The sequence below is a fragment of the Streptomyces pyxinicus genome, from assembly GCF_024753135.1.
Lineage (GTDB): Bacteria > Actinomycetota > Actinomycetes > Streptomycetales > Streptomycetaceae > Streptomyces > Streptomyces pyxinicus.
In genome coordinates, this window is sequence record NZ_JANUGP010000011.1 from 57,283 (window position 1) to 80,784 (window position 23,502).

The 23,502-nt window shown below is 73.3% G+C and carries 24 protein-coding genes; 18 read left to right on the plus strand and 6 right to left on the minus strand.

The window, feature by feature from the left end; genetic code table 11:
• Window positions 1-13: 13 nt before the first annotated feature.
• Window positions 14-508 (plus strand): SRPBCC family protein, encoded by a 495-nt coding sequence (locus NX794_RS16725; RefSeq protein ID WP_258779354.1) that lies wholly within the window; start codon window positions 14-16, stop codon window positions 506-508.
• A gap of 11 nt (window positions 509-519) precedes the next feature.
• Here NX794_RS16725 and NX794_RS16730 read toward each other — a convergent pair whose 3' ends face one another.
• A complete protein-coding gene (locus tag NX794_RS16730) occupies window positions 520-1,926 on the minus strand; it encodes a condensation domain-containing protein (protein WP_258779355.1) in 1,407 nt (468 codons plus the stop codon).
• Window positions 1,927-2,199: 273 nt separating this feature from the next.
• Between NX794_RS16730 and NX794_RS16735 the strand changes: the two genes are divergently transcribed.
• Window positions 2,200-3,147 carry a DMT family transporter gene (locus NX794_RS16735; RefSeq protein WP_258779356.1) on the plus strand — a complete coding sequence of 316 codons (948 nt, stop codon included), beginning with the start codon at window positions 2,200-2,202 and terminating at the stop codon, window positions 3,145-3,147.
• Here NX794_RS16735 and NX794_RS16740 read toward each other — a convergent pair.
• Both NX794_RS16740 and NX794_RS16745 read right to left on the minus strand, forming a co-directional pair.
• Window positions 3,044-3,925 carry a LysR family transcriptional regulator gene (locus NX794_RS16740; protein WP_258779357.1) on the minus strand — a complete coding sequence of 294 codons (882 nt, stop codon included), beginning with the start codon at window positions 3,923-3,925 and terminating at the stop codon, window positions 3,044-3,046. The genes NX794_RS16735 and NX794_RS16740 overlap by 104 nt on opposite strands.
• 3 nt (window positions 3,926-3,928) lie before the next feature.
• Window positions 3,929-4,210, minus strand: a complete 282-nt coding sequence (locus NX794_RS16745; protein WP_258779358.1) for a PLD nuclease N-terminal domain-containing protein — start codon at window positions 4,208-4,210, stop codon at window positions 3,929-3,931.
• A 634-nt stretch (window positions 4,211-4,844) separates the two neighbouring features.
• Here NX794_RS16745 and NX794_RS16750 point away from each other — a divergent pair.
• From NX794_RS16750 to NX794_RS16795, 10 genes are all read left to right on the plus strand, one after another.
• On the plus strand, window positions 4,845-6,302 hold the full coding sequence (locus NX794_RS16750) for a menaquinone biosynthesis decarboxylase (RefSeq protein WP_258779359.1): 1,458 nt from the start codon (window positions 4,845-4,847) through the stop codon (window positions 6,300-6,302).
• Window positions 6,299-7,204 (plus strand): menaquinone biosynthesis prenyltransferase MqnP, encoded by a 906-nt coding sequence (gene mqnP / locus NX794_RS16755; RefSeq protein WP_258779360.1) that lies wholly within the window; start codon window positions 6,299-6,301, stop codon window positions 7,202-7,204. The genes NX794_RS16750 and mqnP overlap by 4 nt, the downstream gene beginning before the upstream one ends.
• Before the next feature lie 46 nt (window positions 7,205-7,250).
• Entirely contained in the window at window positions 7,251-7,823 is a 573-nt protein-coding gene (locus NX794_RS16760; protein WP_258779361.1) for a Uma2 family endonuclease, read from the plus strand.
• A 55-nt stretch (window positions 7,824-7,878) separates the two neighbouring features.
• Window positions 7,879-8,529: a UbiX family flavin prenyltransferase gene (locus NX794_RS16765; RefSeq protein WP_258779362.1), complete on the plus strand. Its 651-nt coding sequence runs from the start codon at window positions 7,879-7,881 to the stop codon at window positions 8,527-8,529.
• A gap of 69 nt (window positions 8,530-8,598) precedes the next feature.
• The gene (locus NX794_RS16770; RefSeq protein ID WP_143628098.1) at window positions 8,599-9,054 is read left to right on the plus strand and encodes an Lrp/AsnC family transcriptional regulator; all 456 of its coding nucleotides are present in this window, start codon (window positions 8,599-8,601) and stop codon (window positions 9,052-9,054) included.
• Between the two features lie 38 nt (window positions 9,055-9,092).
• On the plus strand, window positions 9,093-10,256 hold the full coding sequence (mqnE, locus tag NX794_RS16775; protein WP_258779363.1) for an aminofutalosine synthase MqnE: 1,164 nt from the start codon (window positions 9,093-9,095) through the stop codon (window positions 10,254-10,256).
• A gap of 71 nt (window positions 10,257-10,327) precedes the next feature.
• Complete coding sequence (locus NX794_RS16780; protein WP_258779364.1) at window positions 10,328-10,978, plus strand: UdgX family uracil-DNA binding protein; 651 nt, start codon at window positions 10,328-10,330, stop codon at window positions 10,976-10,978.
• Window positions 10,979-10,994: 16 nt separating this feature from the next.
• Entirely contained in the window at window positions 10,995-11,519 is a 525-nt protein-coding gene (locus NX794_RS16785) for a GNAT family N-acetyltransferase (protein ID WP_258779365.1), read from the plus strand.
• 103 nt (window positions 11,520-11,622) lie between these two features.
• Window positions 11,623-11,925, plus strand: coding sequence for a DUF4229 domain-containing protein (locus tag NX794_RS16790; protein ID WP_258779366.1), 303 nt, complete (start codon window positions 11,623-11,625; stop codon window positions 11,923-11,925).
• A gap of 48 nt (window positions 11,926-11,973) precedes the next feature.
• The gene (locus NX794_RS16795; RefSeq protein ID WP_258779367.1) at window positions 11,974-12,624 is read left to right on the plus strand and encodes a TetR/AcrR family transcriptional regulator; all 651 of its coding nucleotides are present in this window, start codon (window positions 11,974-11,976) and stop codon (window positions 12,622-12,624) included.
• Window positions 12,625-12,783: 159 nt separating this feature from the next.
• Here the strand turns inward: NX794_RS16795 and NX794_RS16800 are convergent, their stop codons facing one another.
• A complete protein-coding gene (locus NX794_RS16800; protein ID WP_258779368.1) occupies window positions 12,784-13,635 on the minus strand; it encodes a MaoC family dehydratase in 852 nt (283 codons plus the stop codon).
• Entirely contained in the window at window positions 13,635-14,939 is a 1,305-nt protein-coding gene (locus NX794_RS16805; protein WP_258779369.1) for a 3-oxoacyl-ACP reductase, read from the minus strand. The genes NX794_RS16800 and NX794_RS16805 overlap by 1 nt, the downstream gene beginning before the upstream one ends.
• Before the next feature lie 131 nt (window positions 14,940-15,070).
• Between NX794_RS16805 and NX794_RS16810 the strand changes: the two genes are divergently transcribed.
• The 3 genes from NX794_RS16810 to NX794_RS16820 all read left to right on the plus strand — a co-directional run bounded on the left by NX794_RS16810 (window position 15,071) and on the right by NX794_RS16820 (window position 19,551).
• Window positions 15,071-16,357 (plus strand): acetyl-CoA C-acetyltransferase, encoded by a 1,287-nt coding sequence (locus tag NX794_RS16810; RefSeq protein WP_258779370.1) that lies wholly within the window; start codon window positions 15,071-15,073, stop codon window positions 16,355-16,357.
• Window positions 16,358-16,502: 145 nt separating this feature from the next.
• Window positions 16,503-18,428, plus strand: a complete 1,926-nt coding sequence (locus NX794_RS16815; protein ID WP_258779371.1) for an AMP-dependent synthetase/ligase — start codon at window positions 16,503-16,505, stop codon at window positions 18,426-18,428.
• Between the two features lie 211 nt (window positions 18,429-18,639).
• On the plus strand, window positions 18,640-19,551 hold the full coding sequence (locus tag NX794_RS16820) for a LysR family transcriptional regulator (protein ID WP_258779372.1): 912 nt from the start codon (window positions 18,640-18,642) through the stop codon (window positions 19,549-19,551).
• A 91-nt stretch (window positions 19,552-19,642) separates the two neighbouring features.
• Here the strand turns inward: NX794_RS16820 and NX794_RS16825 are convergent, their stop codons facing one another.
• Complete coding sequence (locus tag NX794_RS16825; protein WP_073499902.1) at window positions 19,643-19,846, minus strand: cold-shock protein; 204 nt, start codon at window positions 19,844-19,846, stop codon at window positions 19,643-19,645.
• Window positions 19,847-20,131: 285 nt separating this feature from the next.
• Here NX794_RS16825 and NX794_RS16830 point away from each other — a divergent pair, with 285 nt between their 5' ends.
• The 3 genes from NX794_RS16830 to NX794_RS16840 all read left to right on the plus strand — a co-directional run bounded on the left by NX794_RS16830 (window position 20,132) and on the right by NX794_RS16840 (window position 23,453).
• On the plus strand, window positions 20,132-20,980 hold the full coding sequence (locus tag NX794_RS16830) for a menaquinone biosynthetic enzyme MqnA/MqnD family protein (protein WP_258779373.1): 849 nt from the start codon (window positions 20,132-20,134) through the stop codon (window positions 20,978-20,980).
• 83 nt (window positions 20,981-21,063) lie between these two features.
• Window positions 21,064-22,707, plus strand: coding sequence for a serine/threonine-protein kinase (locus tag NX794_RS16835; RefSeq protein ID WP_258779374.1), 1,644 nt, complete (start codon window positions 21,064-21,066; stop codon window positions 22,705-22,707).
• The gene (locus NX794_RS16840) at window positions 22,707-23,453 is read left to right on the plus strand and encodes a prepilin peptidase (RefSeq protein WP_258779495.1); all 747 of its coding nucleotides are present in this window, start codon (window positions 22,707-22,709) and stop codon (window positions 23,451-23,453) included. The genes NX794_RS16835 and NX794_RS16840 overlap by 1 nt, the downstream gene beginning before the upstream one ends.
• Window positions 23,454-23,502: the final 49 nt, after the last annotated feature.

The following is a 23,502-nucleotide window of genomic DNA, read 5'->3' on the forward strand; positions in this document are numbered from 1 at the left end:
CGACACTGATGTCATGAGCGGTTCCATCGAACCCGCCGGACCCGGTGATCCCGCGGGACCCGGCAAACCCGTCGAACACGGCATCAGCCAGACCCACGGGGACACGCACATCCTCCACTTCCTGGTGCGCCTGCCGCGCTCCATGGAGGACGTCTGGTCGGCGGTGGCCACCCCCGAGGGGCTCGGGGGCTGGTGCACCGCCGTCGACGCGCTGGAGCCCCGCCTCGACGGCGCGGTCACCCTCGGTGAGCTGGGCAGCGGGCGGGTCACCGCGTGGGACGTGGACCGGGTCGCCGAGTACACCCTGGAGCCGGGCGGCCGGCTGCGGTTCCACCTGGAGCGGGACGGGAGCCGGGGGTGCGCGCTGCGCTTCACCCACGAGTTCCAGGGCGAGGGGGAGTCCCAGTCCGGCTGGCACACCCGGTTCGCACGGCTGATCGACGCCCTGGCCGTCCCGGAACCCCCGGCGGAGGAGGGCGCCAGCCCCCTGCCCGGTCAGTTCACCTAGCAGCCCGCGGCTCAGCAGACCGCCGGCAGGCTGCCGTGGGCCACCGAGGCGATGTGGTCCCGCAGCCGCTCCACGTACAGCCGCAGGTTCTTCGCGGCCACGTCCGTGTCCGGGTAGCGGCTCGCCAGCCACAGCCCCTCCGGCAGCCGGTTCACCCACACGCAGACCTGGTCGCCGTACGACACCCGCAGCAGGCCGTGCGCCCGCAGCTCCCGCCAGCGCTCGGCGCCCGGGATGGCCCGGGTGTCCACGTAGGAGACGATCGAGTACAGGTCGGGGGAGGTCGGCCGGAAGTCCGCGCCGAGCAGGCTCAGCACCCGGGCCAGCGGCAGCCGGGACAGCGGCCGGTTCGCCTGCAGCTCGGCCCGCACCGCCCGCAGGGTCTCCGGGAAGCCGGAGGAGGGGCCGACCGGCACCTCGATCGGGGCGCCGCCCACGTACCAGCCGACCGAGTCGCTCCAGCGGGACTTCACCCGGGTGTGGAACGGCACCACCGTCCGGTACACCGACTGCCCGCCCAGCTCCTGCACGATCAGCGCGGTCGCGGCCAGCAGCCCGACCAGGCTGCCGCCGTAGGGCCGGCAGTACGCCTCGAACGCCGCCGCCTCCGCCGTGTCCGCCAGCGGCTCGCTCAGCATCTGCTGCCGGGGCAGCGGGCCGCCCGGCTCCAGGCCGAGGTCGACCGGGAAGCCCGGCAGCATCCCGTCGCAGCGCTGGATGAACTCGCGCCAGCGGCCGACGACCGCGTGCCGGCCGTCGATGCCGTCCGCGTCCGCCCGCTCGATCTCGCAGAAGTCGACGTAGCTCGCCGTCGGCGCGGGCCGCTCGGGCGCGGTGCCGGCGAGGGCCGCCGCGTACAGCTCGTTGACCTCGGCGGGGATCCGGTTCAGCGAGTAGGCGTCGACGTTGCTGTGGTCGAAGGCCAGGTACACGCTCGCGCCGTCCTCCCGGACGACCGCCGTGTAGATCAGGTTGGGCCAGCGCAGCGCGTCCGCGACGGTGTCGAAACGGTCCTGGAGATGGCGGACCAGCGCGTCGGCGTCGGCGAAGTCGCCCGCCTCGGTCCGGGTCAGGGAGACGTCGTCGGCGTCGAGGGTGAACCGGCGCAGCTCCTCGCCGGCCCAGCGGAAGCCGCTGCGCAGCGTCTCGTGCCGCACGGTCCAGGCCCGCAGCGCCTCCCCGAGCACGTCGAGGTCGACCGGGCCGGGCACGTCGAAGGCGGTGCCGAGCCAGGTCGGCACGAACAGCCCGTCCTCGCGCACGGACCGGGCCGTCCTGATGTGCGACTCCTGGATGTAGGCCGGCCGCCGGGAGTCCTCCGGCAGGGCGGTCGCCACCGCCACGGTCGCCGGGCTCAGCGTCCACTCGACGAGCCGTCCCGGCCGGACCTCGCAGCGCTGGATGTCAGTGATTCGCACGCGTCTCCCATCGCAGAAGGGGCCCCGGAAAGCGGACCCCCCTCTAAGGCAATGCCGTCGGACGCGCCCGGGACATGCCCGTCGCGCTCATTTCAACGGAACGGATGGCGAGCCGAACGCGGGACTGAATAACGGACGGTGACCAGTCGACTTCGGGTGATAGTCGTACCGCGACCCGCCACCTGCCGCTATCGGCGGCGCCGATGGGGGTATCGGCAGGACGCCCCAGCAGCGCGTGGACCTGCGCCTTCATCCGCTCGTAGCGTCATGGGCATGACCCCAGAGAACAAGGGCACGGCCCAGCTGACGATCGCGATGGTGCTCTCCGGCACCCTCGGGCTCTTCGTCGTCGAGTCGGGCGCCTCGCCCTTCAACGTCGTCTTCTTCCGTGTCCTGTTCGGCGCCCTGGCGCTGGGCACCTACGTCGTCGCCCGCGGCTGGCTGCGCGGCCACGGCTTCACCCCGCGCACCCTCGGGCTCGCCGTGCTCGGCGGGGTGTTCATCGTCTTCAACTGGGTGCTGCTCTTCGAGTCGTACCGCAACACGTCCATCTCGGTGGCGACGGTCGTCTACCACACCCAGCCGTTCTACGTGGTGCTGCTCGGCGCCCTGCTGTTCCGCGAGCGCCTGACCGCCGCCAAGGCCGGCTGGATCGGGGTCGCCTTCGCGGGCCTGGTCCTGGTCTCCGGCGTCACCCCGGCCGACTTCACCGGCGGCGGCTCCTACCTCACCGGCATCGGGCAGGCCCTGCTCGCCGCCCTGCTCTACGGCCTGTCCACCCTGGTCACCAAGCGCATCACCGGTGTCCGTCCGCACCTGATCGCCCTCGTGCAGGTCCTGGTCGGCATCCCGCTGCTGCTGCCCTTCGCCGACTTCGGCGCGATGCGCGGCACCGGCTGGGACTGGGGCTGGCTGGCCGGGCTCGGCCTCATCCACACCGGCGTGATGTACGTCCTGATGTACGCCGCCTACGCCAAGCTGCCCACCGCAAAGATCGCCGTCCTCGCCTTCGTCTATCCGGCCGTCGCCATGGTCATGGACTGGGCGGTCTACGGCCACCACATCGGGCTCGTCCAGGCCCTCGGCGTCCCGCTGATCGTGGCCGCCAGCCTCAAGGTCACCCTGGCCCGGACACCAGCTGCCGCGCCTGCTCCACGAACAGCCGCACGTGCGCCGGAAGCCGCTTCCCGGACCGCCACGCCAGCTGCGTCCGAAGCGTGAACGGCGGCTCCCAGGCGAGCCGTACCAGGGAGCCCTCCGCGAGTTCGGCGGCGACCGTCACCTCGGGCAGCAACGCCACCCCGAGGCCGGCCGCCGCCGCGCGCTTGGTCGCCTCGATCGTGCCGAACTCCATGAACTCCACCGGTTCCAGCGCCGCCAGCTCCCGCTCGAACAGGTCCCGGTAGGCGCACCCCGGCTCGGTCGCCAGCAGGGCGCGGCCGGTCAGGTCGGCCGTCGTCACCGGCCGCCCGGTCAGCGGGTGCCCGGGCGCCGCGACCAGCGCCAGCGGCTCCACCGCCAGCACGGCCGTCTCCAGGCCCGGGTGCGCGGTCCGCTCCTCCATCAGGAACCCGACGTCGTAGGTGCCCTGGCGCAGCGCCTGCCGGGTCTCGTCGCCGATGGTGGTGCGCAGCGCGATCCGCACCTTCGGGTGGCGGTGGTGGAAGTACTCCAGCAGCGGCGGCAGCCGGTAGGAGGTCAGCGACTCCATGGTGCCGACGGTCAGCGTGCCCGACGGCTCGGCCGGCTCGGTGACGGCCGCGCGGGCCTCCTCGGACAGCTCGATGATCTGCCGGGCGTACGGCAGCAGCCGCGCACCCGCGTCGGTGAGCCGGATGCGGCTGCCGAGCCGGTCGAACAGCTCCACCCCGAGGGACGACTCCAGGGCGCGGACCTGACCGGTCACACTGGACTGGGCGTACGACAGCTCGGTCGCGGCCCGGGTGAAGCTGAGGACGGTGGCGACCTTCTCGAAGGTGACGAGCAGCCGGAGTTCCACGGCTCAGTCGTCGCTCTTCGGCTTCTCCAGGGACTTCAGGAACTCCGGGTTGTCGTCCGGCGCCACCCAGCCGCCGCCCGCGCTCCGCCGCCCCGCGCCGTGGCGCACCTTGCCGGTGACCAGCCAGGCGACCGGACCGACCAGCACCTCGCCGAAGAGCAGCACGATGATCACCCACACCACCTTGGGCAGATGGCGGACGTCGTCCTCCGGGGTGTTCAGACAGTCCACGAACGCGTAGATCCACAGCGCCAGGACCAGCAGGACGGGCAGATACCTGAGCATGGTCGTGCGCTCTCCCGACAGTGTGAGACGGCCCCGGTGACCGGGCCAGGGTAGCGGGTGCGCAGGACGGCGTCGCCCGTCCCGCTCCTCGCCCTCCCGAGCGGCCCGCCGAGGCCGCACCGCGCCGGCTCGCCGTCCCGGCCGGTGCCACACGGCGCCGGGGCACGGCCTCGCGGTCGGCGGCCGGTGCGACACGGCGCCGCGGCCCGGCGGCCCCCGCCCCCGCCGGTCGGCGGCTGGCGTCTGCCTCGCTCCGGTGGCCGCTCCCGGGTCGCGCGGGTCCGGCCGGGTGGCCTGTCCCGTCCTCTGCCGTGCCGTTCCTGTCGTCCTCGGCCCCGTCGGCGGCTCGCAGCGGGCGCGTCCTGCCGCCCCGGCGCCCTCGGCCCGGCGGCCCCCGCCCCCGCCGGTCGGCGGCCGGCGTCTGCCTCGCCCCGGCGACCGCTCCCGGGTCGCGCGGGCCCGGCCGGGTGGCCTGTCCCGCTCTCTGCCGTGCCGTTCCTGTCGTCCTCGGCCCCGTCGGCGGCCCGCAGCGGGCGCGTCCCGCCGCCCCGGCGCCGCGGTCCGGCGGCCCCCGCCCCCGCGGAACCCGCCCCGGTGACCGGTCCCGGGTAGCCGGTGGCCGATACTGGGGCACATGGCTTACGACGATCTTCGCTCCCTGCTGCGGGCGCTGGAGCGCGAGGGTGACCTCAAGCGCATCAAGGCCGAGGTCGACCCCCACCTGGAAGTCGGGGAGATCGTCGACCGGGTGCAGAAGGCGGGCGGCCCGGCGCTGCTCTTCGAGAACGTCAGGGGCTCCGCGATGCCACTGGCGATGAACGTCTTCGGCACCGACCGCCGGCTGCTGAAGGCGCTGGGCCTGACGTCGTACGGCGAGATCTCCGAGAAGATCGGCGGCCTGCTCCGCCCCGAGCTGCCGCACGGCTTCGTCGGCGTGCGCGAGGCCTTCGGCAAGCTCGGCGCGATGGCCCACGTGCCGCCGCGGAAGGTCAAGCCCGACAACGCCCCCGTGCAGGAAGTGGTCCTGCGCGGCGACGACGTCGACCTCGACCGGCTCCCGGCGCTGTTCACCTGGCCCCAGGACGGCGGCTCCTTCTTCAACCTGGGCCTGACCCACACCAAGGACCCGGAGACCGGCATCCGCAACCTGGGCCTGTACCGGCTCCAGCGGCACGACCGGCGCACCATCGGCATGCACTGGCAGATCCACAAGGACAGCCGCAACCACTACCAGGTGGCCGCCCGCCGGGGCGAGCGGCTGCCGGTCGCGATCGCCTTCGGCTGCCCGCCCGCCGTCACCTACGCCTCCACCGCGCCGCTGCCCGGCGACATCGACGAGTACCTGTTCGCCGGGTTCCTCGCGGGCAAGCGGATCGAGATGGTCGACTGCAAGACGGTCCCGCTCCAGGTCCCGGCGAACGCCGAGGTCGTCCTGGAGGGCTGGCTGGAGCCCGGCGAGATGCTGCCCGAGGGCCCCTTCGGCGACCACACCGGCTTCTACACCCCGCAGGAGCCCTTCCCGGCACTGACCATCGACTGCGTCACCATGCGAAAGCGGCCGCTGCTCCAGTCGATCGTCGTCGGCCGCCCGCCCACCGAGGACGGCCCGCTCGGCCGCGCCACGGAGCGGTTCTTCCTGCCGCTGCTCAAGATCATCGTCCCGGACATCGTGGACTACCACCTCCCCGAGGCCGGCGGCTTCCACAACTGCGCGATCGTCTCGATCGACAAGAAGTACCCGAAGCACGCGCAGAAGGTGATGCACGCGGTGTGGGGGGCGCACATGATGTCCCTGACGAAACTGATCGTGGTGGTGGACGCCGACTGCGACGTCCACGACCTCCACGAGGTCGCCTGGCGGGCCCTCGGCAACACCGACTACGCCCGCGACCTCACCGTCGTAGAAGGCCCCGTCGACCACCTGGACCATGCCTCCTACCAGCAGTTCTGGGGCGGCAAGGCGGGCATCGACGCCACCCGGAAATGGCCGGAGGAGGGCTACACCCGCGACGGCGGATGGCCCGAGATGGTCCTCTCGGACCCGGATACGGCGGCCCTGGTGGACCGCCGCTGGAAGGAGTACGGCCTGTGACCAGCGCCTCCGCCGCGATCCCACGGCAGCCGGGCCGCACGAAGGCGTTCCTGCGCCTGGTGATGATCGAGCACTCCATCTTCGCGCTGCCCTTCGCCTACATCGCCGCGCTCACCGCGATGTTCCAGTGGGACGAGAACATCCACTGGGGCCGGCTGCTGCTGGTCACCGTCTGCATGGTCGGCCTGCGCACGTTCGCGATGGCCGTCAACCGGATCATCGACCGCGAGATCGACGCCCGGAACCCGCGCACCGCGCACCGCGAGCTGGTGACCGGTGCGATGTCCGTCCGGCACGCCTGGACCGGCGCCGTCGTCGCCCTGGTGGTCTTCCTCGGCGCGGCGGCCCTGCTCAACCCGCTGTGCCTGGCCCTCGCGCCGGTGGCCGTGGTCCCGATGGTGGTCTACCCCTACGGCAAGCGGTTCACGAACTTCCCGCAGGCCATCCTCGGTCTCGCCCAGGCCATGGGCCCGATCGGCGGCTGGCTCGCCGTCTCCGGCACCTGGTCCTGGGACGCGGTGATCCTCGGGCTCGCCGTCGGCGTCTGGATCGGCGGCTTCGACCTGATCTACGCCTGCCAGGACGTGGACACCGACCGCGAGATCGGCGTCCGGTCGGTGCCGGCCCGCTTCGGCATCCCGGCGGCGATCTGGGGCGCGCGGGCCTGCCACACCGTCACCACGGCCCTGTTCGTCTGGTACGCCCTCGCCACCCACGCCGGCGCGTTCTTCTGGCTGGGCCTGCTGGTCGTCGCGGGCGCCTTCGTCTACGAGCACCGCATCGTCCGCCCGCACGACCTGTCCCGCCTGAACCGGGCGTTCTTCAGCGTCAACGGGTTCATCGGCATTGCCCTGTTCGTGTGCGCGCTGCTCGACCTCCTGGTCCGGGGTCTGACCGTCTGACTACCGTGCGGCCTACCATCGAGGGCAGGACCCCAGGGAGGCCAGCGTGACCGTCTCGGGCATCGACCGCCTGCACTCGCAGCTCAGCAAGCTGGAGGACATGTTCCCCGGCTATGTGACGGAGATTGTCGAGGGCAGCATCGTGATGAGTCCACTCAGGCCGTTCCACAACGAGACGATCATGAGGTTGTGGGCTCAGCTCGAAGCACAGCTCGGTCCGGAGTGGGGCTTCATCAGCGATGTGGCGATCCCCTTCAGCGACGACTTCGAGTTCTGTCCGGACCTCGCCGTCATTCCGGCGGCCGAGAAGAACCGCAACCTCACCTGCTATCCGCCCGATCTCGTGGAACTGGCGATCGAGGTGGTCTCTCCGAGCAGCGTCCGCAACGACTACGAGGTCAAGAACAAGCAGTACGCGGCTCGCGGCATCCCGAACTACCTGATTTTCGATCCGCGCACCGGGCACCTCCACACGCTGTGGAACCCCGGACCGGACGGATACCTGGGCCGGGACACGCTTGCGTATGGGGGCGAGCTGACCGTGGAGACGAAGCTCGCGAGCCTCACGCTGGACACCAGCCGGCTGCCCGTGGACCCCGAGGCGGGCAACCCCTCCTGAGCGATCCCCGACCCACCGGTACGCTCAAGGTGTGAACGCAGGAGAATCGCAGCGCGTGCCTTGGATCGTGGGGGTGTCCGGAGCTTCCGGGACGCCGTACGCGGCTGCCGTGCTGCGAGGCCTGCTGGCGGCCGGCGAGGCGGTGGACCTGGTGGTCAGCCGGGCCTCGCGGCTGACCCTGCTGGACGAGACCGGGATCGCCTTCCGGGACGCCCACTGGCAGGAGGACCTGCGGGAGTGGCTGGCCCGGGGCGCCGACGGCAAGCCCGGCACCTTCGACGTGGACGTCAGCGGCGTCCGGTACTGGCCCGCCGGCGACCTCGCGGCCGGGCCGTCCTCCGGGTCGTACCCGGCCAAGGGCATGCTGATCGTGCCCGCCTCAACCGCCTGCGTGGCCGGGGTCGCCCTCGGCCTGTCCAAGGACCTCCTCCAGCGGACGGCGAGCGTCACCCTGAAGGAACGCCGCACCCTCGTCGTCGCGGTGCGCGAGACCCCGCTGAACGGCCAGACCCTGCGGCACCTCGTCACGCTGGACGACGCCGGCGCCACGGTCGTACCGGCCTCGCCCGCCTTCTACGCGGGCGCCACGCACATCCAGGACCTGGTGGACTTCGTCGCCGGACGGGTGCTGGACGCGGCCGGCGTCGGGCACCAGCTGTACCGGCGGTGGCGGGGCGACCTGGGCGTCGGCCGGCCCGACCAGTAGAACCCTCAGCACCTCTCATCACTTCGCTTCACTTCACCTCGGAACTCTTCACCGGAAGGCTTCGATCGCATGGACGCGGTGGACAGGCAGCTCATCCAGGCCCTGAGAGAGAACGGCCGGGCCTCCTACGCCGAGCTGGGACGCCTCGTCGGCCTGTCGGGACCCAGTGTCACCGACCGCATCAACCGGCTGGAGGCGGCCGGTGTCATCACCGGGTACCGCGCCACGGTCGACTCGGCCTCGCTCGGCCTCGGGGTCATCGCCCTGATCGGCATCTCGCTGTCCGACGCCGCCGACCACGAGGACGTCGCGCAGCGGCTGCGGGACCTGCCGGAGATCGAGGACTGCTGGTTCATCGCCGGCGACGACTCCTTCATGCTCAAGGTGCGCTCCACGGACGTGGACGGGCTGGAGAAGACGATCCGCCGGCTGAGCGGCACCAAGGGCGTCTCGCGCACCCGTACCACGATCGTGCTGTCCACGAAGTGGGAGAACCGGGTCGGCGAGTTGCCCGAAGAGGTCTAGGGATACCGTTGGCCGAGCTGTCGGAGAAAGGTGTGGGCATGGACGTCGGGCTCAAGCGCGAGCTGGAGGAGAAGGTCCGTTCCGGTGAGCGGCTGACCCGCGAGGACGGCATCGCGCTGTACGCGTCGGACGACCTGGCCTGGCTCGGTGGCCTCGCGCACGAGGTGCGGACCCGCAAGAACGGTGACGTGGTCCACTTCAACGTCAACCGGCACCTCAACATGACCAACGTGTGCACGGCCTCCTGCGCCTACTGCTCGTTCCAGCGCAAGCCGGGCGAGAAGGACGCGTACACGATGCGCATCGAGGAGGCCGTCAAGCTCGCCAAGGCGATGGAGTCGGAGAACCTCACCGAGCTGCACATCGTCAACGGCCTGCACCCGAACCTGCCCTGGCGGTACTACCCGCGCTCCCTGCGCGAGCTGAAGGCCGCCCTGCCGGACGTCTCCCTGAAGGCGTTCACGGCGACGGAGATCCACCACTTCGAGACGATCAGCGGACTGTCGGCCTCCGAGATCCTGGACGAGCTGATCGACGCGGGCCTGGAGTCGCTGACCGGCGGCGGCGCGGAGATCTTCGACTGGGAGGTCCGGCAGCACATCGTGGACCACCGCACCCACTGGGAGGACTGGTCCCGCATCCACCGGCTGGCGCACGAGAAGGGTCTGAAGACCCCGTGCACCATGCTCTACGGCCACATCGAGGAGCCCCGGCACCGGGTCGACCACGTGCTGCGGCTGCGGGAACTCCAGGACGAGACCGGCGGCTTCCAGGTCTTCATCCCGCTGCGCTACCAGCACGACTTCGTGGACATGCAGGACGGCAAGGTCCGCAACCGCCTCCAGGCGCGCACCCAGATGGCCACCGGCGCCGAGGCGCTGAAGACCTTCGCCGTCTCCCGGCTGCTGTTCGACAACGTCCCGCACGTGAAGGTCTTCTGGGTCATGCACGGCGTGCAGACCGCCCAGCTCGCCCTCCAGCACGGCGCCGACGACATGGACGGCTCGGTCGTGGAGTACAAGATCACCCACGACGCGGACAACTACGGCACGCCGAACAAGCTGACCCGCGAGGACCTGCTCGACCTGATCCGCGACGCGGGCTTCCGCCCGGTGGAACGCAACACGCGCTACGAGATCATCCGCGAGTACGAGGGCCCGGACCCGGCGCGACGTGACGCTCCGCAGCCGATGCGGGTCTGAGGACGGGATCCCGGCCGGAGACCGAACCCACCCCTCGGTTCCCCCGCACCACCGAGGGGTACCCGGCGGCCATGCCCGGCACCAAGGCACCCGAGGACCAGTACACCGCGGAGCCGTTCGTCCCCGAGGGCGCCGGTCTCCCGGGTCTCCGCGAAGCCGCCGCCGGCTGCCACGGCTGCCCCCTGCACAGGGACGCCACGCAGACCGTCTTCGGTGCCGGGAACACCGACGCCCGCGTGATGCTCGTCGGGGAGCAGCCCGGCGACCAGGAGGACCGGCAGGGCAGGCCGTTCGTCGGGCCGGCCGGAAAGCTGCTGGACCAGGCCCTCGCGGAGGCCGGCATCGACCCCGCCGAGACGTACGTCACCAACGCCGTCAAGCATTTCAAGTTCACCCGGGCCGAGCCCCGCAAGCGCCGTATCCACAAGTCCCCCAGCCTGCGCGAGATGACGGCCTGCGGCCCCTGGCTGGCGGCGGAGCTGGCGCTCGTGGAACCCGAGCTGATCGTGGTGCTGGGCGCGACGGCCGGCAAGGCGCTGTTGGGCTCGTCGTTCCGGGTCGGCGAGGTGCGCGGCACCGTGCTGGAACGGGAGATCCACGGCCGCCCCGAGCGGCTCGTCCCCACCGTGCATCCGTCGGCCGTGCTGCGGGCCGACGACCGTGAGGACGCCTACCAAGGTCTGCTGGCCGATCTTAAAGTGGCTGTACGCACCCTGGCGTAATAGATACCATCCCCGCATGCCCCTTACCTTCACCCTGGACCCCGCGGTCACCCCCGCCCTGCGCGACGGCGTCCTCGACCTGTGGACGGACGTCAGCAACGCGGGCGGAGCCGTCGGCTTCGTGGCGCCCGTGAGCCGCGAGGAGATACGCCCCGACCTGGTGCGGCACCTCGCGGCCATGGCCGAGGGCCGGCACCGGCTGCTGGTCGGGCACGACGAGGCGGGCGCGGTGGCGGCGACCGCCTTCTTCTCCTTCAACACGCACCGGCTCCAACGGCACTGGGTGTGGCTCTACACGGTGATGGTCCACCCCCGGCACCAGGGCCAGGGGTACGGTCGCGACCTGATGACGGCGGCCGAGGACGCGGCCCGCTCCTTCGACGGCATCGAGGCGATCCGGCTCGGCTGCCGGGGCGGCCTCGGCCTGGAGCGCTTCTACGGCTCCTGCGGCTACAAGGAGGTCGGCCGGGTGCCCGGCGCCATCCGCTGCGGCGCCGACGACGACCGCGACGACATCACCATGCTGCTGCCGCTGACGTGAGGCCCGCCACCCCCTGCGAAGATCGCCGATCGGGCGTGCTTCACTGGACGATGCCCGATATGGGTTGTCCGACCGTTCGTATGACAGGGAAGAGTGGATTGAGATGCTCCGCTACACGCTGATGCGCCTCGGCATCTTCGCCGGCTGCCTCGTGGTCGTCTGGGGAGCCGTCTACTCCGGGATCTTCCCGCGCGGCTACGGCGCCGGCAACGCCAACTTCTTCTGGGTCCTGCTGCTGGCCCTGGTGCTGTCCGCGCCGATCAGCTGGGTGGTGCTGCGCAAGGAGCGGGACCGGGCCTCCGTACGGGTCGCCGGCCGGGTCGAGCGGATGAAGGCCAACCTGGAGGCCAACCGCAGCCAGGAGGACACCGAGGACGCCGGGCACGTGCAGCGCCAGGCTTCCTGACCTCGCGGGGGCCTCGCGGGGGGCGGGCGCCCGATTAGGCTTGCCGCCATGGGTGCCGTGAAGACCAAGCGGATGCCGCGTGCGGTGCGGGAGCGGCAGATGCTCGACGCCGCCGTACGGATCTTCGGCCGGCGGGGGTACCGGGCCGCCTCGATGGACGAGATCGCCGAACTGGCGGGCGTGTCCAAGCCGTTGGTGTATCTGTACCTGAACTCCAAGGAAGACCTGTTCACCGCGTGCCTCCGCCGGGAGGCCACCGCGCTGACCCGGGCGGTGCGCGAGGGAGTCCGTCCGGACCTGCCCGCCGACCGGCAACTCTGGGAGGGACTGCGGGCGTTCTTCGCGCACACCGCCGAGCACCCCGACGGCTGGTCGGTGCTCCGGTCGCAGGCCCGCACGCACGGGGAGCCGTTCGCGGCCGAGGTCGCCGCGATGCGCGAGGAGATCGTCGCGTTCGTGACCCGGCTGATCGCGGTCGCGGCGAGGGAGGCCCACCGCGATCCCGACCTCCCCGAGCGCGAGGTCGCCGGTCTCGCCGAGGCGTTGGTGGGGGCGGCCGAGTCCCTCGCGGCGTGGGCCAACACCACCCCCGGCGTCACCGCCCGGCAGGCGGCGGCCACGCTGATGAACTTCGCCTGGTCGGGGCTGGGTGCCCTGAGGGAGGGGCGGGGGTGGGTGCCGCCGGCGGGGGAGGGGTAGCGGTGTGGTGTGGAATGCCGGATGCGGGTAGTTCGTGGCTGGTCGCGCAGTTCCCCGCGCCCCTGAGGTCGGCTCACTGCAGCTCCCTCAGGGGCGCGGGGAACTGCGCGAGCAACCCCCACGCACCCGCACCCGGCAGCCCACCTCCACCCCCCGCCCCTACCCCGCCCGCACCTCCCCGGCGACATGAAGCTGCTCGCCCCCACCTCCACCCCGCAACTCGAACCGCCCCGTCCCGTCCGCGCCGTACGTCACCGCCCCCGGCAGCAGCACCGGTGCCAGGAAGCGGGCCCGGACCACCGCCGTCTGAGGAGTGCCGTGGGCGGCCAGGCAGCGGGCCACCGTCCACATGCCATGGGCGATGGCGCGGGGGAAGCCGAAGAGCCGGGCGGTGAGCGGGTACAGGTGGATCGGGTTGCGGTCGCCGGACACCGCCCCGTACCGCCGTCCCACGTCCCCGCCGAGCCGCCACTCCTCGACGACCGGCAGCGTCGCGTCGGCGGCGGTACCACCCCCGGCCCCCGCCGAGGCGAGCGTGCGGTGCCGGGCCAGATAGGTACTGCGGGACTCCCACACCACCGCGTCCCCCGACCGCAGTTCGGTCAGCACGACGGCCTCGGTGCCGCGCCGGTGCGGGACCAACTCCTTCACAGCAACGGCCAGTTCGTACGTGCTGGTCGCGGGCGTCACGCCACGGCGGACGATCTCGATGGACGTGTGCACCAGGCCGAGCAGTGGCAGCGGGAAGTCCCGGCCGCTCATCAGCCGCATGGCCAGCGGGAAGCCGAGCACGTGCGGATAGGTGACCGGCAGCGCGTCCCCGGCGCAGGCGAAGCCGCACACCCGTTCGTACGCCGCCAGCTTCGCCAGGTCGACCCGCAGACCCGGCAGCACCAGCCGGGTGCGCGGGAAGTCGGCGTCGGGCGCGGGCCGTTTGAAGGGGGAGTGCAGGGCGCCCCGGGCCAGCAGCGGGGCCAGCGCGGGTGGGGAGGTCAGCGTGACGGCGTTCATCAGGCCCCCAGCAGCGACTGGCCGCACACCCGGACGACCTGGCCGTTGACCGCGCCGGAGGCGGGATGCGCGAGCCAGGCCGTGGTCTCGGCGACGTCCACGGGCAGCCCGCCCTGCGCCAGGGAGTTCATCCGGCGCCCGGCCTCCCGGATGACCAGCGGGACGGCGGCCGTCATCCGGGTCTCGATGAACCCGGGCGCCACCGCGTTCACCGTCACCCCGTGCTCGGCCAGCGCGCGCGGCGCGAGGGACCGTACGAGACCCACGATGCCCGCCTTGCTCGCGCCGTAGTTGGTCTGGCCCGCGTTGCCCGCGAGCCCGGCGATGGAGGCGGTGGCCACGATCCGGCCGCCCTCGCGCAAGGCGCCCTTGGCGAGCAGCGCGTCGGTGCCGCGCAGCACGCTGCCGAGGTTGACCTCCAGGACCGGACTCCAGCGCTCGGCGGGCATGTTGGCCAGGCGCCGGTCCCGGGTGATGCCCGCGTTGTGGACGAGGACGTCGAGGTCGGCGGGGAGCGCGGCGGCGATCCGCTCACCGGCGTCGGCGGCGGTGATGTCGAGGGCGAGGGCGGTGCCGCCGAGCCGTTCGGCGACCCGGCGGGCGTCGGCCTCGGCGGCGGGCACGTCCAGGACGACGACATGGGCGCCGTCCCGCGCCAGCGCCCCGGCGACGGCCTCTCCGATGCCCCGGGCGGCCCCCGTGACCAGCGCGGTCCGTCCGGTGAGCGGGCGCTCCCAGTCGGCCGGCGCGGTGACCGGGCCGCCGGCCACCTCGATCACCTGGCCGCTGACGTAGGCCGACCTGGGGGAGAGCAGGAAGCGCAGGGTGGACTCGGCCGCCGCCGGGTCCGTGAGCCGTACCAGGTTGACGGTCCTGCCCCGCCCGATCTCCTTGCCGAGGGAGCGGGTGAAGCCCTCCAACGCCTGCTGGGCGGCGGCCTGGTGGTGGTCGGCCGGGTCGAGCGGGGCGCCCAGCACCAGCACCCGGCCGCTGGTGACGAGGGACCGTACGACGGGGTGCAGGGCGGCGTGGACCCCGGCGAGGGCGTCGACGTCCCGGACTCCGGTGGCGTCCAGGACGACGGCGGCCGGGGTGCCGGTTCCGTCCCGGGGCAGGCCGGTGCGGTCGAGGACGGGGGCGAGGTCCAGGGCGGAGGTGCCGGCCGTGAGGTGCAGCAACGGGCCCGGCAGTACGGGGTGTTCGGTCGACCAGCGGCGCAGCTCGGCCGGCTGGGGCAGGCCCAGGCGGCGGGTGAGGAAGCGGCCCGGCGCCGTGCCGGTGAGGCTCAGATAGCGGTCGGCCATGTGCGACTCCCGTGCGGGTTCGGTGCCGAGGGGCTGGTATTTCCTTACTCTGGAGTAAGGTTACCGGAGGTAAGCAGAGGTGGGCCACCGCCGTGGGTGAAGCCACCGCGACGGGTGAGGAGCGGAGCCGGATGAGTCCCCTGGAGCCACCCCGGGCCCGCCGGGTCGCGGTCGTCGGCGGCACCCGCCTCCCGTTCGCCCGCTCCGACGGCCCCTACGCCACCGCCTCCGACCAGGAGATGCTCACGGCGGCCCTGAACGGCCTGTCCGACCGCTTCGGCCTCCAAGGGGCGGGCGCGGTGGGCGAGTTCGTCGCCGGGGCGGTCCTCAAGCACAGCCGGGACTTCAACCTCGCCCGCGAGACCGTCCTCGGCTCCCGCCTGGACCCGCGCACCCCCGCCTACGACCTCCAGCAGGCCTGCGGCACCGGACTGCAGGCCGTCATCGCCGCCGCCAACAAGATCGCCCTCGGGCAGACGGAGTCGGCGGTCGCGGGCGGCGCGGACACGGCCAGCGACGCGCCCCTCGGCGTCAACGACCACCTGCGCCGCATCCTCCTCGAAGCCCGCCGGGCCCGCTCGACGGCCGCCCGCCTGAAGGCCCTGGCCCGCGTCCGCCCCGCCCACCTGGTCCCCGACATCCCCCGCAACGCGGAGCCGCGCACGGGCCTGTCGATGGGCGAGCACGCGGCGGTGACGGCCCGCGCCTGGGGCATCGGCCGCGCGGCGCAGGACGAACTGGCGGCCACCAGCCACCAGCGGCTGGCCGCCGCCTACGAACTGGGCTTCTTCGACGACCTGGTGATCCCCTTCCGGGGCCTGGCCCGCGACCAGAACCTGCGCCCCGACTCGACCCCCGGCCAACTCGCCCGCCTGAACCCGGTGTTCGGCCTCGGCCACCCCGATCCCACCATGACCGCCGGCAACTCCACCCCCCTCACCGACGGCGCGGCCCTCGTGCTGCTGGCGAGCGAGGAGTGGGCCGAGGCGCGCGGCCTGGCCCCGCAGGCCTACCTGACCGCGTACGAGACGGCCGCCGTCGACTTCCCGCACGGCGACGTGGCCGACGGCAAGGACGGCCTGCTGATGGCCCCGGCCCACGCGGTCCCGCGGCTGCTGGAGCGCACCGGGCTGTCGCTGTCCGACGTCGACCTGATCGAGGTCCACGAGGCCTTCGCCTCCCAGGTGCTGGCCACGCTGGCGGCCTGGGAGCAGCGGGGGCTGCCGCCGGTGGACCGCGCCCGCCTGAACGTCGCCGGTTCCTCCCTGGCCACGGGCCACCCCTTCGCGGCGACCGGCGCCCGCATCGTGGCGACCCTGGCGAAACTCCTGTCGGAGCGCCGGGGTCCGGGCCGGGGCCTGATCTCCGTCTGCGCGGCGGGCGGGCAGGGCGTGACGGCGATCCTGGAGCGCCCTTGACCGGACCGGGTGGCGGGTTGGGCGTGGCCGGGGTCCGGGGCGCGGCCCCGCGTCGGCAGCAGGAGCACCCGGCACCCCCCGAACCCGCACGCCACCCGGTACCGCCGAAGCCCGGCACGGACCCGTACGTCCCGAGGAGCCGCCCGTGTCCACCCCACCGCACCGGAACGTCCCCGTCGCCGCCACGGACCACGACGGCCGCCCCCTCCTCGTCGAGCCGCACACCCGCCGCCTGGACGGCGCCGTACGCGAGGCCGCCGTACCGCCCTTCGCGCCACCCGTGACCCACGGCTCCCTCGCCGACCTGCCGTTCGACAACGCGGCGGCGGCCCCCGGCGCCACCGTCCTCAGCCGCCGGGACCGCGAGGGCCACTGGACGGACGTACCGGCCGCCGCCTTCGCCGCCGAGGTGCTCGCCGTGGCCCGGGGCCTGATCGCCGAGGGCCTCCAGCCCGGCGACCGGATCGCCGTCATGGCCCGCACCCGCTACGAGTGGACGCTGCTCGACTTCGCCGCCTGGGCCGCCGGCCTGGTCACGGTCCCGGTGTACCCGACCTCCTCGGTCTTCCAGACGCGCTGGATCCTGTACGACTCCGGCGCCGTCGCCCTCGTCACCGAGACCGCCGGCCAGGCCGCCGCCCTCGGCCCCGAGCTTCCGCACCTGCCCGACCTGCGCCACCTGTGGGTGATGGACAAGGACCATGTGGACCGCCTGGCCGAGGCAGGCGCGCGGGTGCCGGAGGCCGAAGTCGCCGTACGCCGGGGCATGCTGGGCCCCGACACCCTCGCCACGCTCGTCTACACCTCGGGCACCACCGGCCGCCCCAAGGGCTGCGCTCTCTCGCACGGCAACTTCTTCGCCGAGGTGGACAACGCGATCGAGCTGCTCCACCCGGTGTTCAAGGCCAGGGACGACGAGCCCTCGGTGCTGCTCTTCCTGCCCATGTCCCATGTCTTCGGTCGCATGGTGGCCATCGCCTGCGTCCGCGCCCGGGTCCGCCTCGGCCACGCCCCCAGCCTGGCCGCCGAGGACCTGCTGCCGGACCTGGCCGCGTTCCGGCCGACCTGCCTGCTGACCATCCCCTACCTGCTGGAGAAGGTGTTCAACTCCGCGCGGGCCAAGGCCGAGGTCGGCGGCCGGGGCGCGGTGTTCGACCGGGCGACGGCCGTGGCCCGGCGCTACGGCGAGGCGCTGGAGGCCCGCCAGACCGGTACCGGCCCCGGCCCGTCCCGGGCCCTGAAGACGTCCCGCGCCTGCTACGACCCCCTGGTCTACCGCCGCATCCGCGCCGCGATGGGCGGCCGGGTCCGGTACGCCATCTGCGGCGGCTCCCCGCTCGGCCGCCGCCTGGCCGCCTTCTACGCGGGCGCCGGCATCGAGATCTTCGAGGGTTACGGCCTCACGGAGACGACCGGCGCCGCCACGGTCACCCCGCCGCTCAAGCCCCGCCTGGGCACCGTCGGCTGGCCGCTGCCCGGCACCCGGGTGCGGATCGCGGCGGACGGCGAGATCCTGCTCGCCGGCGACCACGTGCTGCGCGGCTACTGGGACCCTCAGGCCGGCGGCGTCGTCCCGGCGACCCGGGACGGCTGGCTGCCGACCGGCGACATCGGCGAGCTGGACGACGAGGGCTATCTGACCATCACCGGCCGCAAGAAGGAACTGCTGATCACGGCGGGCGGCAAGTCGGTGGCCCCGGCCCCGCTGGAGAACTGGCTGCGCCAGCACCCGCTGATCTCCCAGGTGATGCTGGTCGGCGACGGCCGCCCGTACGTCGCGGCCCTGATCACCCTCGACCCGGACGGCCTCACGCACTGGCGCCGGATGCTCGGCAAGCACCCGGTGCCGGTGGAACTCCTACTGGACGACAAGGAGTTGCGCGCGGTCCTGCAACGGGCCCTGGACGAGGCGAACAAGCTGGTCTCCCGCCCGGAGTCGATCCGCCGCTTCACCGTCCTGCCGGCCGACTTCACCGAGGAGACGGGCCACCTGACCCCGTCGATGAAACTCCGCCGGGACCGGATCGCGCGGGACCTCTCGAAGGAGATCGAGTCCCTGTACGAGCGTTGATTCGGGCGGAGTACGGGCGCCGGGCGGGCCGCGCGACCCGGTGAACGGTCGGCACCCGCTCCCCGTGGATCCCGCCTCGGTCCGGACTCAGCGGGGCGCGGAGCGGGTTGCCGCCTGGGTCGGTCGCGGCCCGCCACCGATCCTCGTACGCCCCCGGCGGCCAGTCAATCCTTGGGTTTCCTCGTCAAACCCAAGTGTTAGCTTGGATGTTGTGACCCTGGACGACCTCCGTGTGTTCGTGGCCGTGTGCCGCGCGGGCAGCCTCAGTTCGGTGGCCCGGGACCTGGGCCGCACCCAGTCCGCCGTCAGCCAGCACGTGAAGCGGCTGGAGCGGGAGACGGGCGTGGCCCTGCTGGAGCGGCAGCCGCGCGGAGTGGTCCCCACCCAGGCCGGCCGGATACTCGAAGAGGCGGCGGCCGAGGGCATCAACGGCCTCGACCTCGCCGTGGGCCGGCTGCGCGACCTGCTCGACGGGCACAGCGGACACGTCCGGGTCGCCACCGGCGCCACCACCGTCCGGCACTTCATGTCCGACGCGGTGGTCACGTTCCGCCGCCGCCGCCCCCAGGTCAACCTGGACTTCCGCACGGTCAGTTCGGGCCGGGGCACCTTCGACGCGCTGGCGGACGGCACGCTGGACCTGGCCTGGATCACCGTCGGGCCGCCGGTGCGGGGCATCGAGCAGCGCACGGTCGCGGAGCTGCCCTGGCTGCTGGCGGTCCGCGCCGACGACCCGCTCGCCGGCCGCCCCCGCCTCGACCCCGCCGCCCTCGCCGAGGTCCGCCCGATCCGGCTGCCGCCCAACTCCACGTCCGCGGCCCACCTGGAGGCGGCCTGCGCGGAGCTGGGCGTACGGCTCGGCCACGACCCGAGCGTCGCCGACTGGGACACCGCCCTCCTGCTGGCCGAGCTGGGCGTCGGCCGGGCGGTGGTCCCGGCCGTCCCCGGCCTGCCGGCCCCCGGCACGGGCCCGCTGCGCCTCATTCCGCTCCCCGCCCTGCGCCCCCTCCCGGTCGGCTGGGCGGTCCGCCGCTGGGACGCCCTCAGCCCCCCGGCCCGCGCCTTCGCGGACACGGTCGCGGAGCACCGGTCGGCCCGCTCGGGCCTCGCGCCGGGCGATTAGGAGGGAAAAAGGCGAAAAAGGCAGGAGTCCCGTTGCCGGAAGGCACGGGACTCCTTGGGTGCTGCACTCAGGTTCTGCGATCAGGCAGTGATCAGACGGGGGTGACGTTCTCCGCCTGCGGACCCTTCGGGCCCTGCGTCACGTCGAAGGAGACCGCCTGGTTCTCCTCCAGGGAACGGAATCCCTGGGCGTTGATCGCGGAGTAGTGGACGAAGACGTCGGGGCCGCCGCCCTCCTGGGCGATGAAGCCAAAGCCCTTTTCGGCGTTGAACCACTTCACGGTTCCGGTAGCCATAAGCCCTCCTTGGGCTCAAAAGGGTTGCCCTGCTCCAGAACCTGCTAGTGCGAAACGGTGCTGCACAATGCATAACTCTGAAAACGACGAGAGCCCGCGGTCACATGCTCCGCAGGCTCTGTACTGCAAGGGAAACCAAACTGCAACTTGCGGCGAGCCTAGCACGCGGCCAGCCGAAAGCAATAGAGGTCAAGATCACTTCACCCGGAGGTTTGAACCGTCCCTACTCCGTCTGGTGGCGGGGCCGGTACCGGCACCGTACCGCACGGGGGCTACTGTCCCGATGTGGACAATTCTCGCACCCGGCCGCGCGTCGGCCACATCCAGTTCCTGAACTGCCTGCCCCTCTACTGGGGGCTCGCGAGAACCGGCACGCTCCTCGACTTCGAGCTGACCAAGGACACCCCGGAGAAGCTCAGCGAGCAGCTCGTGCGCGGCGACCTCGACATCGGCCCCATCACCCTGGTCGAGTTCCTGCGCAACGCCGACGACCTCGTCGCCTTCCCGGACATCGCCGTCGGCTGCGACGGCCCGGTGATGTCCTGCGTGATCGTCTCCCAGCTCCCCCTCGACCGGCTGGACGGCGCCCGGGTCGCCCTCGGCTCCACCTCCCGCACCTCCGTCCGCCTCGCCCAGTTGCTGCTCGCCGAGCGCTACGGGGTGCGTCCCGACTACTACACCTGCCCGCCCGACCTCAGCCTGATGATGCAGGAGGCCGAGGCCGCCGTACTGATCGGCGACGCGGCCCTGCGCGCCAACCTGCTCGACGGCCCGCGCTACGGCCTCCAGGTGCACGACCTCGGCTCGCTCTGGAAGGAGTGGACCGGGCTGCCGTTCGTCTTCGCGGTGTGGGCGGCCCGCCGGGACTACCTGGAGCGCGAGCCGCTCATCACCCGCAAGGTCCACGAGGCGTTCCTCGCCTCCCGCAACCTCTCCCTGGAGGAGGTCGGCAAGGTCGCCGAGCAGGCGGCCCGCTGGGAGGCCTTCGACGAGGCGACCCTGCAGCAGTACTTCACCACCCTCGACTTCAGCTTCGGCACGCCGCAGCTCGCGGCCGTCACCGAGTTCGCCCGCCGGGTCGGACCCACCACGGGCTTCCCGGCGGACGTGACGGTGGACCTGCTGCGGCCGTAGAGCGGACGCGACCGTGGACCTGCTGCGCCCATAGGGGCGAGTCACTACCCTGCTGCCATCGGGCGTCGGGGGGAGAGTGCGCCATGCAGCCGCTGGAAGCCGGCGAACCGGCCGAGGCCGGGCCCTACCGGCTGCTCGGCCGGCTCGGAGCCGGCGGCATGGGCCGGGTCTACCTCGGCCGCAGCGCCGGCGGGCGCACGGTCGCCGTGAAGATCGTGCACCCGCACCTCGCGCTGGACGAGCGGTTCCGCGCCCGGTTCCGGCGTGAGGTGGCGGCCGCGCGCCGGGTCGGCGGCGCCTGGACCGCGCCCGTCCTGGACGCGGACCCGGACGCCCCGGTGCCCTGGGTGGCCACCGCGTACGTGGCCGGCCCCTCCCTCACCGCCGCCGTCACCGACGGCGGCCCGCTGCCCGCGCACACCGTACGGGCGCTCGGCGCGGGCCTCGCCGAGGCGCTCGCGGCCGTGCACGAGCTGGGTCTCGTACACCGGGACGTCAAGCCGTCCAACGTCCTGCTCACCCTCGACGGCCCCCTCCTCATCGACTTCGGCATCGCCCGCGCCCTGGCGGACACCGCGTCCCTGACCTCCACCGGGGTGTCGGTCGGCTCCCCGGGCTACATGGCGCCCGAGCAGATCCTCGGCAAGGGCGTCACCGGCGCGGCCGACGTCTTCTCCCTCGGCGCGGTCCTCGCCTTCGCCGCGACCGGCGAGCCCCCCTTCCGCGGCGGCACCTCGGCCGCGCTGCTCTACCAGGTGGTCCACGAGGAGCCCGAACTCGGCCCCCTCGACGGCCCGTTGCGCGAGCTGACGGCGGCCTGCCTGGCCAAGGACCCCGCGTCCCGCCCCGCCCCGGCCGAGGCCGGCCGCCGCCTCGCCCCCGAGGGCCCCGCCCGCCTGATCGCCGCCGGCTGGCTCCCGGGCCCCCTGGTCGAACAGGTCAGCCGGAGCGCCGTACGCCTCCTCAACCTGGACACGGACACCGGGCCGCGCTCGGGTCCGGTGGCCTTCACCCGGTCCTCGGTGGAGGGCGCCGTCCCGGCCGCCTCCGGCGCGGGGGTGTTCGGACCGGCGCCGGTGAGGGGGCCTTCCGGTACGGAGGGGGCACCGGGCGCCGCCGCCGTACCGCCGCCCCGGGACGCGACCGGGCGGGTCTCGTTCCGGGTCGCGGCGGACTCCGGGCCGGCGCGCGGCGGCCGGGGGCGGCGGGTCAGCTGCACGGTCGCGCCGGCCGTCGCCGGTGCGCTGGTCGCCGGGTCCGTGGGCGCCGGCGCCCTGCTGCGGCCCTGGTCGGACCGGAGCGGCCCGGACTCCGAGGCGGGCGCCGAGCAGTCCGGGCACACCGCCACGGGCAGCCCCACGCCCAGCGGCACCGGCACCGTCCCCGCCCGCTACCTCGGCACCTGGGAGGGCCCGGCCACCGCGCTCGACGGCACCCTGCCCCTGGGCACCTTCCGGCTCACCGTCCACCAGGCCCGTACCGGCGAGGAACTGGGCAGGCTCCGGGGGACCGACCAGATCGGCGCCGTCTGCACCGACGTCCTCACCCTGAAGAAGGTGACGAAGACCCAGGTCCTCGCCATCTCCACCGGCGCCGAGGGCAACCACTCCGGCTGCAACCCATCCCCTCATCAAGTGGAGTTGACCCCGGTCGGCGACGACCTGCGCTACACGTCCGACAGTTCGGCCGAGGGCAACCCCGTCTCCCGGATGGCGAGGGTCCGTTGATTGGCACCGGGGTGCTGGTGCTCCTCGCCGCGCTGTGGGGCGCGTCGGCCGGCGTCCTGCTGCCCCGCGCCGCGTACCGCTTCGCCGTGGCGCCGGACGAGCCCTGGCGCACCCGCTGCCCCGGCGGCCGGCACCCGCTGCGCGGCTGGCTGGGCGGGGCGGGGTGCGCCCGGTGCGCGGAGCCGCCCGACAGCGACCCGCCGTACCGCCCCTCCGCCCCCCTCCTCGCGACCGCCACCGCCCTCGTCTGCGCCGCCCTCGCCGCCGCCACCGGCACCCGGCCCGAGCTGGCGGTGTGGCTGCTGCTCGCGCCGGTCGGCGTCCTGCTCGCCGCCGTCGACCTGCGGGTACGGCGGCTGCCCGACCCGCTGACCCTGCCGCTCGCCGCCGCCGCGCTCGCCCTGCTGGGCCTGGCCGCGCTGCTGCCCGAGCACGCCGGCCACTGGCCGACCGCGCTGTACGGCGCCCTCGCGCTCGGCGCCGGCTACGCGGTGCTGTACCTCGTCAACCCGTCCGGCATGGGCTTCGGCGACGTCAAGCTCGCCCTCGGCGCGGGCGCCGTCCTCGGCTGGTACGGCTGGCCCACCGTGCTGCTCGGCACCTTCGCCGGGTTCCTGCTCGGCGCGCTGTACGGCGGCGCGCTCGTCGCGGTGGGCCGGGCGGGGCGCAAGACGGCCGTACCGTTCGGCCCGTTCCTGCTGGCCGGTGTCCTGGCCGGGCTGCTGATCGGCGCGTACGCGGCCTGACGACCGGTGGGTGCGCGGCCTGCGGTCCGCGGGTGGAAACGGCTGGCGT